At 64.5% G+C, this 11775-nt stretch carries 12 protein-coding genes; 5 read left to right on the plus strand and 7 right to left on the minus strand.

Annotation, left to right across the window (positions count from 1 at the left end):
• Nucleotides 1-6: 6 nt before the first annotated feature.
• The 6 genes from ccoO (ACFW0H_RS10000) to ccoN (ACFW0H_RS10025) all read right to left on the minus strand — a co-directional run bounded on the left by ccoO (ACFW0H_RS10000) (nt 7) and on the right by ccoN (ACFW0H_RS10025) (nt 5644).
• Nucleotides 7-618 (minus strand): cytochrome-c oxidase, cbb3-type subunit II, encoded by a 612-nt coding sequence (gene ccoO, locus ACFW0H_RS10000; protein ID WP_422913745.1) that lies wholly within the window; start codon nt 616-618, stop codon nt 7-9.
• Nucleotides 618-2057: a cytochrome-c oxidase, cbb3-type subunit I gene (ccoN, locus tag ACFW0H_RS10005; RefSeq protein ID WP_422913746.1), complete on the minus strand. Its 1440-nt coding sequence runs from the start codon at nt 2055-2057 to the stop codon at nt 618-620. The genes ccoO (ACFW0H_RS10000) and ccoN (ACFW0H_RS10005) overlap by 1 nt, the downstream gene beginning before the upstream one ends.
• A 432-nt stretch (nt 2058-2489) precedes the next feature.
• Nucleotides 2490-3428, minus strand: coding sequence for a cytochrome-c oxidase, cbb3-type subunit III (ccoP, locus tag ACFW0H_RS10010; protein ID WP_422913747.1), 939 nt, complete (start codon nt 3426-3428; stop codon nt 2490-2492).
• Nucleotides 3425-3592: a cbb3-type cytochrome oxidase subunit 3 gene (locus tag ACFW0H_RS10015; RefSeq protein ID WP_422913748.1), complete on the minus strand. Its 168-nt coding sequence runs from the start codon at nt 3590-3592 to the stop codon at nt 3425-3427. The genes ccoP and ACFW0H_RS10015 overlap by 4 nt, the downstream gene beginning before the upstream one ends.
• A 4-nt stretch (nt 3593-3596) precedes the next feature.
• A complete protein-coding gene (ccoO, locus tag ACFW0H_RS10020; protein WP_422913749.1) occupies nt 3597-4208 on the minus strand; it encodes a cytochrome-c oxidase, cbb3-type subunit II in 612 nt (203 codons plus the stop codon).
• Nucleotides 4209-4219: 11 nt separating this feature from the next.
• Nucleotides 4220-5644, minus strand: coding sequence for a cytochrome-c oxidase, cbb3-type subunit I (gene ccoN, locus ACFW0H_RS10025; RefSeq protein ID WP_422913750.1), 1425 nt, complete (start codon nt 5642-5644; stop codon nt 4220-4222).
• 109 nt (nt 5645-5753) lie between these two features.
• Here ccoN (ACFW0H_RS10025) and ACFW0H_RS10030 point away from each other — a divergent pair, with 109 nt between their 5' ends.
• Complete coding sequence (locus ACFW0H_RS10030) at nt 5754-6371, plus strand: alpha/beta family hydrolase (protein WP_422913751.1); 618 nt, start codon at nt 5754-5756, stop codon at nt 6369-6371.
• Between the two features lie 6 nt (nt 6372-6377).
• On the opposite strand, the gene ACFW0H_RS10035 is transcribed toward ACFW0H_RS10030, so the two are convergent.
• Entirely contained in the window at nt 6378-6854 is a 477-nt protein-coding gene (locus tag ACFW0H_RS10035) for an Lrp/AsnC family transcriptional regulator (protein ID WP_422913752.1), read from the minus strand.
• Between the two features lie 131 nt (nt 6855-6985).
• Between ACFW0H_RS10035 and kynB the strand changes: the two genes are divergently transcribed.
• From kynB to ACFW0H_RS10055, 4 genes are all read left to right on the plus strand, one after another.
• Nucleotides 6986-7627 (plus strand): arylformamidase, encoded by a 642-nt coding sequence (kynB, locus tag ACFW0H_RS10040; RefSeq protein ID WP_422913753.1) that lies wholly within the window; start codon nt 6986-6988, stop codon nt 7625-7627.
• Between the two features lie 9 nt (nt 7628-7636).
• Nucleotides 7637-8887, plus strand: a complete 1251-nt coding sequence (kynU, locus tag ACFW0H_RS10045) for a kynureninase (RefSeq protein ID WP_422913754.1) — start codon at nt 7637-7639, stop codon at nt 8885-8887.
• Between the two features lie 87 nt (nt 8888-8974).
• The gene (locus ACFW0H_RS10050) at nt 8975-10288 is read left to right on the plus strand and encodes an OprD family porin (RefSeq protein ID WP_422913755.1); all 1314 of its coding nucleotides are present in this window, start codon (nt 8975-8977) and stop codon (nt 10286-10288) included.
• A 35-nt stretch (nt 10289-10323) separates the two neighbouring features.
• Nucleotides 10324-11748, plus strand: a complete 1425-nt coding sequence (locus ACFW0H_RS10055; protein WP_422913756.1) for an amino acid permease — start codon at nt 10324-10326, stop codon at nt 11746-11748.
• The last annotated feature ends 27 nt before the right edge of the window (nt 11749-11775 follow it).

Raw genomic sequence — 11775 nt, forward strand, 5'->3', positions numbered from 1 at the left:
CTTGCGTTACCGTTTGTTCTTGATAGCGGTGCCCAGACCTTGCAGGAACGCCACGACGGCGTCCATTTCGGTCTTGCCTTTGACTGCTGCCTTGGCGCCGGCGATGTCTTCGTCGGTGTAGGGCACGCCCAGCTTGCGCAGAGCTTCCATCTTGTCGGCGGTGTGCTTGCCGTCGAGCTTGTTCTCAACCAGCCAGGGGTAGGCGGGCATCTTCGACTCGGGCACTACGTTGCGCGGGTTGTACAGGTGCGCACGGTGCCAGTCATCGGAGTAGCGGCCGCCAACGCGGGCCAGGTCCGGACCGGTACGCTTGGAGCCCCACAGGAAGGGGTGGTCCCAGACGCTCTCGCCGGCGACGGAGTAATGGCCGTAACGCTCGGTTTCGGCACGGAACGGACGGACCATCTGCGAGTGGCAGCCAACGCAGCCTTCGCGGATGTAGATGTCACGGCCTTCCAGTTCCAGCGCGGTGCGCGGCTTCATGCCTTCCACCGGGTTGTTAGTCACGTCCTGGAAGAACAGCGGCACGATCTGCACCAGGCCGCCGATACTCACGGCGATCACCATGAACAGCGCCAGCAGGCCGATGTTCTTCTCGACTAATTCGTGTTGCTTCATTAGTGAGCTCCTTGCGGGATCTGCGCAGCGGCGTCGTATTCAGACGGCTTGGCAGCACGTACGGTGCGATAGGTGTTGTAGGCCATCAGCAGCATGCCGGTCACGAAGAAGGCGCCGCCGATCATGCGCACCAGGTAGCCCGGGTGGCTGGCTTCAAGGGCTTCAACGAAGGAGTAGGTGAGGGTGCCGTCCTCGTTCACCGCACGCCACATCAGGCCCTGGGTGATGCCGTTGACCCACATGGAGGCGATGTACAGCACGGTACCGATGGTGGCCAGCCAGAAGTGGGCGTTGATCAGGCCAACGCTGTGCATCTGCTCACGGGCGAACACCTTCGGGATCAGGTGGTACAGGGAGCCGATGGAGATCATGGCAACCCAGCCGAGGGCGCCGGCGTGTACGTGGCCGATGGTCCAGTCGGTGTAGTGGGAGAGGGCATTGACGGTCTTGATGGCCATCATCGGGCCTTCGAAGGTGGACATGCCGTAGAAGGCCAGCGACACCACCAGGAAGCGCAGGATGGGGTCGGAGCGCAGCTTATGCCAGGCGCCGGACAGGCTCATCATGCCGTTGATCATGCCGCCCCAGCTCGGAGCCAGCAGGATCAGGGACATGGCCATGCCGAGGGACTGGGCCCAGTCCGGCAGGGCGGTGTAGTGCAGGTGGTGCGGACCGGCCCAGATGTACAGGGTGATCAGCGCCCAGAAGTGCACGATGGACAGGCGGTAGGAGTAGATCGGACGCTCGGCCTGCTTCGGCACGAAGTAGTACATCATCCCCAGGAAGCCGGTGGTCAGGAAGAAGCCCACGGCGTTGTGGCCGTACCACCACTGGATCATGGCGTCGGTGGCGCCGGAGTACATGGAGTACGACTTGAAGGCGTAGACCGGCATTTCCATGCTGTTGACGATGTGCAGCATGGCGGTCACCAGGATGAAGGCGCCGAAGAACCAGTTGCCCACGTAGATGTGCTTGGTCTTGCGCTTCATGATGGTGCCGAAGAAGACCACGCAGTAGGTGATCCACACGAGACCCAGCAGGATGTCGACCGGCCACTCCAGCTCGGCGTACTCCTTGGAGGAGGTGTAGCCCAGCGGCAGGGTGATGATGGCCAGCACGATCACAGCTTGCCAACCCCAGAAGGTGAAGGCGGCCAGACTATCGGATACCAGGCGGGTCTGGCAGGTGCGCTGCACCACATAGTAGGAGGTGGCGAACAGGGCGCATCCACCGAAGGCGAAGATCACCGCGTTGGTATGCAGGGGGCGCAGGCGGCCGAACGAGGTCCAAGGCAGGTTCAGGTTGAGTTCCGGCCACACGAGTTGTGCGGCGATGAACACGCCTAGACCCATCCCTATGACCCCCCAGATCACCGTCATAATGGCGAACTGGCGGACCACCTTATAGTTATAAGCAGTCTGACTGATTGCTGTGCTCATGCTAGGGGTTCCACGGTTAATGGAGTTTTTTGGGGACAAAAAATCGGCGGCAAGTATGGAGAAAGAGGGTAGCCATTGCAACGACACAAGCCGATACAAACCGGGGCCTGGCGGCCTCTGGACAAGGTTTTGTGGCTGTGTTGCCGGCCGTTCTCGACGAGCCGTCGTAACCTGATCTGATGCGTGACGGGAAGGATCGCCTTGGAGTTGTGACGAAGTGGCGACTGCAAAGCAGCTTAGCCGATGTCAAAGGCGGAGGGGTGCTACTGGTCGGGGAGGTGCGACACTGAGTCGCACTATATAAAGGAAGGGGTGGACACTTCCCTGTGTCCCCGGCACCGGCTCAGGGTGCCGTTTCGCGCGGCACGCAGTTCGACCCGAAGGCCTGGCTGCCTGGTTGGGGCGACGCTTCCTTGCGCCGCCCCGTCTTCTTCACTGCTTGGTGGTCAGTTCCTGTTCCTTGTGGGACAGGCCGTAGATGTAGGCGGCCAGTACATGGACCTTGTCCTGGCCCAGGTGTTCCTGCTGGGCCGGCATCTGGCCGTTGCGCCCATAACGGATGGTCTGCTGCAACTGGGCCAGGCTGGAACCATAGATCCAGCCGGCCGGGTGGGTCAGGTCCGGTGCGCCCATGGCGGCGGTACCCTTGCCTTCGGCGCCATGGCAGGCGACGCAGGTGGTGGCGAACAGCGCCTTGCCCGCTTCCGTGTCGGCCTTGGTGTCGTCCGACAGCTTGAGGCCGGCGAGGTCCTGGCGCACATAGGCGGCGACGTTCTTCACGCCTTCGTCGCCCAGCACTTCACCCCAGGCCGGCATCGCGGCCATGCGGCCGTGGAGGATGGAGGCCTTGATGGTTTCCGCCTCGCCGCCCCAGCGCCAGTTGCTGTCGGTGAGGTTGGGGAAGCCCAGGGCGCCCTTGGCGTCCGAACCGTGGCAGATGGAGCAGTAGGTGGCGAACAGGCGGCCGCCCATCTTCAGGGCCTGCGGGTCCTTGGCCACGTCCTCGATGGACATGGCGGAGTAGCGGGCGAAGATCGGACCGTACTGCTGCTCGGCCTTCTTCACTTCGCGCTGCCACTGGGCTTCCTGGGTCCAGCCATCGGCGTAACCCGGGAACAGACCTTTCCAGTTGCCCAGGCCCGGGTACATGACCAGGTAGCCGGCGGAGAACACCAGGGTGGCGAGGAACAACATGAACCACCACTTGGGCAGCGGGTTGTCGTATTCCTCGATGCCGTCGAAGGCGTGGCCCATGGTCTGGTCCGTGGTGCCCTTGGATTCGCCCTTGCGGGTGGCGAAGAGCAGCCAGGTCAGTGCCACCAGGGTGAAGATGGTGAGCAGGGATATGTACCAGCTCCAGAAAGTGGTCATGCGCGGGTGCTCCTGGAATTGTTCCGGTGATCGTCGGCGAAGGGCAGGTTGGCGGCTTCGTCGAAGCTGGCCTTGCGCTTGCCGCTGTAGGCCCAGCAGATCACGCCAAGGGTGGCGATCAGCACCAGCAGGGTGCCGAGGCCACGCAGGGTTCCGATGTCCATGGCCCTACCTCTTGTTCTTCAGGCTGGTGCCGAGCACCTGCAGGTAGGCGACCAGGGCGTCCATCTCGCTCTTGCCCTTGACTGCCGCCTGGGCGCTGGCGACGTCGTCGTCCGTGTAGGGCACGCCGAGGGTCTGCATGGCGTGGAGCTTGGCGGCGGTGTCCTTGCCGTCCAGGGTGTTCTCCACCAGCCAGGGGTAGGCGGGCATCTTCGACTCGGGCACCACGTTGCGCGGGTTGTACAGGTGCGCGCGGTGCCAGTCGTCCGAGTAGCGGCCGCCGACGCGGGCCAGGTCCGGACCGGTACGCTTGGAGCCCCACAGGAAGGGGTGGTCCCAGACGCTCTCGCCGGCGACGGAGTAATGGCCGTAACGCTCGGTTTCGGCACGGAACGGACGGACCATCTGCGAGTGGCAGCCAACGCAGCCTTCGCGGATGTAGATGTCGCGGCCTTCCAGTTGCAGGGCGGTGTAGGGCTTCATGCCCTCCACCGGGTTATTGGTCACATCCTGGAAGAACAGCGGCACGATCTGCACCAGGCCGCCGATGCTGACGGCCAGGACCATGAACAGCGCCATCAGGCCGACGTTCTTCTCGATGACTTCATGCTTTTTCATCTATCGGTTCCTCAGGCGATCTGGGCGATGGCGTCGTACTCGGCCGGTTTCGAGGCGCGTACGGTGCGCCAGGTGTTCCAGGCCATGAGGAACATGCCGCTGAGGAAGATGGCGCCGCCGATCACCCGCACCACGAAGCCGGGGTGGCTGGCTTCCAGCGCCTCGACGAAGGAGTAGGTGAGGGTGCCGTCCTCGTTCACCGCGCGCCACATCAGGCCTTGGGTGATGCCGTTGACCCACATGGAGGCGATGTACAGCACGGTGCCGATGGTGGCCAGCCAGAAGTGGGCGTTGATCAGGCCGAGGCTGTGCATCTGCTCGCGGCCGAAGACCTTCGGGATCAGGTGGTAGAGGGAGCCGATGGACACCATCGCAACCCAACCGAGCGCCCCGGCATGCACGTGGCCGATGGTCCAGTCGGTGTAGTGGGAGAGGGCGTTGACGGTCTTGATGGCCATCATCGGGCCTTCGAAGGTGCTCATGCCGTAGAAGGCCAGGGACACCACCAGGAAGCGCAGGATGGGATCGGAGCGCAGCTTATGCCAGGCACCGGAGAGGGTCATCATGCCGTTGATCATGCCGCCCCAGGAGGGTGCGAGCAGCACCAGGGACATCACCATGCCGAGGGATTGGGCCCAGTCCGGCAGGGCGGTGTAGTGCAGGTGGTGCGGGCCGGCCCAGATATACAGGGTGATCAGCGCCCAGAAGTGGACGATGGACAGGCGATAGGAGTACACCGGGCGTTCGGCCTGCTTCGGTACGAAGTAGTACATCATTCCGAGGAAGCCGGCGGTGAGGAAGAAGCCCACGGCGTTGTGGCCGTACCACCACTGGATCATGGCGTCGGTGGCGCCGGAGTAGAGCGAGTAGGACTTGGTCAGGGTGACCGGGATCTCCAGGTTGTTCACCAGGTGGAGGATGGCCACGGTGAGGATGAAGCCGCCGAAGAACCAGTTGCCCACATAGATGTGCTTGGTCTTGCGCTTGGCCACGGTGCCGAAGAAGACGATGGCGTAGCTGACCCAGACGATGGTGATCAGGATGTCGATCGGCCACTCCAGCTCGGCGTATTCTTTCGAACTGGTCCAGCCCATTGGCAGGCTGATGGCGGCCAGCACGATCACCAGTTGCCAGCCCCAGAAGGTGAAGGCGGCCAGCTTGTCGGAGATCAGGCGGGTCTGGCAGGTGCGCTGCACCGCGTAGTAGCTGGTGGCGAACAGCGCGCAACCGCCGAAGGCGAAGATCACCGCATTGGTATGCAGCGGGCGCAGGCGGCCGAAGCTGGTCCAGGGGAGGTTGAAGTTGAGTTCCGGCCAGGCCAGTTGTGCGGCAATGAGAACGCCGAGCCCCATCCCGACGATTCCCCAGACGACCGTCATGATGGCGAACTGGCGGACCACCTTGTAGTTATAGGCGGCACTGCTTGCTGTGTTCATGTTATGGGCTTCCGTCCACGGTTTTTTGGATTGCGCGGCAAGCATGGTTAAAGCCCTTTGGGCGACCATTGATCTGGGTCAATGGCCCTGAGCTCACGGAGAACACTGAATGCTGTTGTGGAACAGGCCTACGGGCCTGGTTGAGAACACCCTGATCCTGGCCCATGGCGCGGGGGCGCCCATGGACAGCGAGTTCATGGAACGGATGGCGCAAAGGCTTGCGGCGCGAGGGATTGCGGTTGCCCGCTTCGAGTTCCCCTACATGGCGGCGCGACGGGAGGATGGCCGCCGTCGACCACCGAATCCCCAGCCCCAGCTACTCACCTGCTGGCGGGAAATCCATGCCCTGGTGCGACAGCAGGTCACAGGCCGGCTGGCCATCGGCGGCAAGTCCATGGGGGGGCGGATGGCCAGCCTCCTGGCGGATGAGCTGGGCGTCGACGCCCTGGTCTGCCTGGGTTATCCCTTCCATGCCGTGGGCAAGGCGGACAAGCCCCGCGTCGCTCACCTGGCGGAGCTGAAGACGCCGACCCTGATCGTCCAGGGCGAGCGCGACCCCATGGGTGATCGCTCGACAGTGGCGGGCTACGACCTCTCGGGTGCCATCCAGCTGCACTGGCTCGCGGCGGGGGACCACGACCTCAAGCCGCTCAAGGCGTCTGGCCTGACCCACGAGCAGCATCTGGACAACGCCGCCGACGCGGTGGCTGCGTTCCTGCTGCCCTGACCGGGCCTACTTGCGCGCCGCCAGCAAGTCGAGCACGCCGCCACCCTCCTTGATGGTCTGCAGGATGATTTCCGAGCGGATGTCGGTGACCCCGTTGGCGCGGTTGAGGCGGTTGACGATGAAATCGGAGAACTGTTTCAGGTTCCGCGCCTGTACCCGCAGCACGTAGTTGCTGTGGCCGGTGACGATGCAGGCGCTGACCACCTCGGGCCAGCCCTGGACCCGTTCGACGAAGCGCTCGTGCCAGCCTTCCTCGTCCTGGCGCATGGAAATGTGCACCAGGGCTTCCAGTTCGATGCCCAGGCGCTCGGAATCCAGGATGGGGCGGTAACCGCGGATGACGCCGCCTTCTTCCAGGTTGCGCAGCCGGCGCAGGCAGGCGGATGGCGACAGCGCGACCTTCTCTGCCAGCTCCTGATTACTGATGCGGCCGTTCTGCTGCAGGCAGAGGAGGATGCGCAGGTCGGTGGAATCCAGAGTCAATTGAATATTATTCTCTTGATGTGGTTAAAGACGAAATTATCTGCGAATGAATGGGGTGAGCGGTGCAAAGATAGCACGAAAATTCGCAGGGATATTGAGCATGATTCTCTCGCTATCAGAGGAGATCGATCATGCTCGACGGCAAGGTCCTGTGGGACATCAGCCCGCCGCTGGACACCAGTACGCCCACCTGGCCAGGCGACACGCCTTTCCAGGAGGAGCGCTGCTGGCACATCGATGAGCAGTGCCCGGTCAACGTCGGGCGCATCACCCTGTCCCCGCATACCGGGGCCCACGCCGACGCGCCTTTGCACTACGACGCCACCGGTGCGGCCATCGGGGCCGTGGATCTTGCGCCTTACCTCGGGCCGTGCCGTGTCATCCATTGCCTGGACGCGGTCGACTGTGTTCGTCCCGAGCAACTGGCGCCCCATCTTGATGGCGTGCCGCCACGGGTGCTGATCCGCACCTGGAACCGCGCGCCGTTGGACGCCTGGCCGCAGCGTTTTGCCGCCATCGATCCAGGCAGCATCGACCTGCTGGCCCGCCATGGTGTGTGCCTGGTGGGTACCGACACGCCCTCCCTGGACCCGCAGGACAGCAAGGAGCTCGCTGCGCACCTCGCGGTGGCACGCCATCGCATGGCCATTCTCGAAGGCCTGCTACTGGATGAGGTGCCGCCCGGCGACTACGAGCTGATCGCCCTGCCGCTCAAGTTCACTTACCTCGACGCCAGTCCGGTCCGCGCCGTGCTGCGTCCCCTGTCGATCTAGGAAAAGACCATGACAACAAGAGAAGACTGCCTGGCCCTCGATGCCCGTGACCCACTCGCCGCGCTGCGCGAGGACTTCGCCCTGCCCGAAGGTGTGATCTACCTCGACGGCAACTCCCTCGGCGCGCGTCCCAGGGCGGCCCTGGAGCGGGCCCGCCAGGTGCTGGCCGACGAATGGGGGGAGGGCCTGATCGGTAGCTGGAACAGCGCCGGCTGGCGTGGCCTGCCCGAACGCCTGGGCAACAAGCTGGCACGCCTGATCGGTGCCGGCGAGGATGAAGTGGTGGTCACCGATACCACCTCCATCAACCTGTTCAAGGTGCTGGTGGCGGCTCTGCGTGTGCAGGCCGGCCGCGACCCGTCGCGCAAGGTGATCGTCACCGAGACCAGCAACTTCCCCACTGACATCTACATGGCCGAAGGCCTGGCCGACATGCTGCAGCAGGGCTACAGCCTGCGCCTGGTGGACAGTCCCGAGGAGCTGCCGGCAGCCATCGGCGCCGACACCGCGGTCGTGATGATCACCCAGGTGAACTACAAGACCGGCTACCTGCACGACATGGCCGCACTCACGGCCCTGGCCCACGAATGTGGTGCGCTGACCATCTGGGACCTGTGCCATTCCGTAGGTGCCGTGCCGGTGGACCTCAAGGCCGCAGGCGCCGACTACGCCATCGGCTGCACCTACAAGTACCTGAATGGCGGCCCGGGTTCCCCGGCTTTCGTCTGGGTGGCACCCGCCCTGCGCGAGCTGGTCTGGCAACCGCTGTCCGGCTGGTGGGGGCACGCCCGCCAGTTCGGCATGGAGCCCAGCTACGAGCCGGCGCCGGGTATCGGCCGCTACCTCTGCGGCACCCAGCCCATCACCTCGTTGGCCCTGGTGGAGTGCGGCCTGGACGGCTTCGCCAGGACCGACATGCAGGCCCTGCGGCGCAAGTCCCTGGCCCTGACCGATCTCTTCATCGAGCGCGTCCAGGCCCGTTGCGGCGATTACCCGTTGACCCTGGTGACCCCCCTGGAGCACGCCCGTCGCGGCAGCCACGTGAGCTTCGAGCACCCCGAGGGCTACGCCGTGGTCCAGGCGCTGATCGATCGCGGCGTCATCGGCGACTACCGCGAGCCGCGCATCATGCGTTTCGGTTTCACGCCGCTCTACACCCGCTTCACCGACGTCTGGGACGCCGCGGAAATCCTCGGCGAAGTGCTCGACAGCGGCGTCTGGCGCGAGGAGCGCTTCATGGCGCGCAAGCAGGTGACCTGAGCCACTCCGACATGACCTTGCCCGGGCGCCATCCAGGCGGGCGGCGCCCACTCTCGACCCCATAAGCACAACAATAGGTTGAACCCCATGAAGCTGAATCCATTGTCGGCGTGCCCGTTACTGCTGCTCGGCGCCCTGAGTCCCCACCTGATGGCGGAGGAGGCCGGTGGTTTCCTCGAAGACAGCCACCTGGTCCGGACCCAGCGCAACTTCTACTTTCACCGCAACCTGCTGAACAACCCGGGCGGGCAGAACTACCGCGAGGAGTGGGCCCACGGGATGATGCTCGACTTCGCCTCCGGCTACACTCGAGGCACCGTTGGCCTGGGCATCGACGCCTACGCCAACCTGGGCCTTAAACTCGACAGCAGCCGCGCCCGTACCGGCACCGACCTGCTGCCGGTGGACTCGCGCGGCGAACCGGAGGACGAATACTCCGAAGTGGGCGCTGCCGTGAAACTGCGTGTATCCCGCAGCGAGCTCAAGTACGGCAGCCAGGCACCGATGAACCCGGTGTTCGGCACCGGCAACGCACGGCTCTTCACCCCCATGGCCATCGGCTTCTCCCTGAACAGCCGGGAAGTCGATGACCTGCTGCTGGATGCCGGCCATTTCACCGCTGGCAACGATGGCAACTCCACCAACAATGACGGCGCCCTCAAGGCGCTCTACGCCCAGGTGGAGACGCGCCGGGTCGACTACGCCGGCTTTGGCTGGACCCCCAGCGACAGCACCAGCCTCACGGCCTACACCTCGCGCTTCGACGACATCTGGCGGCAGTACTACGCCGGCGCCAGCCAGCGCCTGGTCCTGGACGACGAACGCGCCCTGACCTTCGACCTCAACCTCTACCGCACCCTGGACGAGGGACAGAAACTGGCGGGTGAGATCGACAACACCACCTGGTCCGCCTCGGCGCGCTACAGCCAAGGTCCCCACGGTGTGACCCTGGCCTACCAGCGAGTGCATGGCGACGAACCCTTCGACTACCTGGGCTTCGACCGCCAGAGCGGCACCTCGATCTTCCTCGCCAACTCGGTGCAGGTGCTGGACTTCAACGCCCCCAACGAACGCTCCTGGCAACTGCGCTACGACCTCGACCTGGCCGCCTTCGGTGTACCTGGCCTCAGCTTCATGAGCCGCTACATCAGCGGCGACCACATCGACGACAGCCACTACCAGGGAGGGCCCAACGGCGCCTATGGACGCTACGGCGACGACGGCAAGCGTTGGGAGCGGGATATCGAACTGCGCTACGTGGTGCAGTCCGGCGCCGCCCGCGACCTGTCGCTGCGCCTGCGCCAGGCCAGCATCCGCTCCACCGAAGAGGTGGCTCGTGCCGATACCGCGGACAACAACGAATTGCGGGTGATCGTCGAATACCCGCTGCAACTCCTCTGACGCCTGCCACAACGACAAGAGATTCGAGGCACAAGATGAACGACAAGACTGGATTCGCCGCCATCGCGGCCCGCGAGCAGGGGCTCAAGCGCCATCTCACTTCGGCGCAGATGGGCATGATCGCCATCGGTGGCGCCATCGGCACCGGGCTCTTCATGGGCAGCAGCTTCGCCATCGGCTTCGCTGGCCCGGGCGTGCTGATCAGCTATGCCATCGGCGCGCTCATCGCGCTGCTGCTGATGGGCTGCCTGGCGGAAATGACCGTGGCCCATCCCACCTCCGGCTCCTTCGGCGCCTACGCCGAGTACTACGTCGGCCCGCTGGCCGGTTTCCTGGTGCGCTACGCCTACTGGGCGGCCATCGTCCTCGCGGTGGGCACGGAGGTCACGGCCATCGCCCTGTACATGAAGTACTGGTTCCCCGACGTGGCTGGCTGGGTGTGGATCCTGCTGTTCTCCTCGGCGCTGATCCTGACCAATGCCATCAGCGTCAAGGCTTTCGGCCACTTCGAGTACGCTTTCTCGGCGATCAAGATCAGCGCCATTCTTGCCTTCATCCTGCTGGGCGCCTGGCTGGTGTTCGGCGGCGGCAATCCGGAATACGGCTTCCAGCATTACGTCGAGCATGGCGGTTTCCTGCCCAAGGGACTGTCCGGCGTGTGGATTGCGGTGATCATCGCCATCTTCAGCTACCTGAGCATCGAGATGATCGCGGTGGCGGCGGGCGAGGCCGAACAGCCCGAGCAGGCGGTGAAGAAGGCCTTCCGCGTGACCATGGTGCGGCTGTTGGTGTTCTACATCCTGACCCTGGCACTGATCCTCGCCATGGTGCCCTGGAACCAGTCGGGGCAGGGCGCCCAGAGCCCCTTCGTCAGCGTGATGCAGCAGGTCGGCATTCCCGGCGCCACCGGGCTGATCAACTTCGTGATCCTGATCGCCGCGCTGTCGGCCATGAACAGCCAGCTCTACACCACCACGCGGATGATGTTCAGCCTCTCCCGCGCCGGCTACGCACCGAAGGCCATGGGCCGGCTGAGCGCCGCCGGGGTGCCGCTGAACGCCCTGGCGTTGTCCTGCACCGGCATCGCCCTGGCCACCCTGGTCAACCTGGCGTTCCCGGAAGAGTCCTTCATGCTGATGATGGCCATCTCCATCTTCGGCGCGCTGTTCGCCTGGATGATGATCTTCTTCACCCACTACCGCTTCCGCCGCTACCACGAGCGCCGAGGCGGGCTGCAACTGTCCTTCCGCATGTGGGGCTTCCCCTGGGCGACGCTGCTGGGCCTTGCGTTGATGCTGGCGATCCTGGTGACCACCGCCTTCGTGCCCGCCTTCCGCATGACCCTGGTGTTCGGTGTACCGTTCCTCGCCCTGCTGAGCGCGGCCTACTGGCTGCTGCTGCGCAAGGCCGAGCCGGCTGCTGGAGCGAAGCGGGGATTGCAGAAACAGGGAAGCTACTGACAGGTAGATCAGCCGCCGTACCGGCAG

Source organism: Metapseudomonas cellulosilytica (assembly GCF_049334135.1).
GTDB lineage: Bacteria > Pseudomonadota > Gammaproteobacteria > Pseudomonadales > Pseudomonadaceae > Metapseudomonas.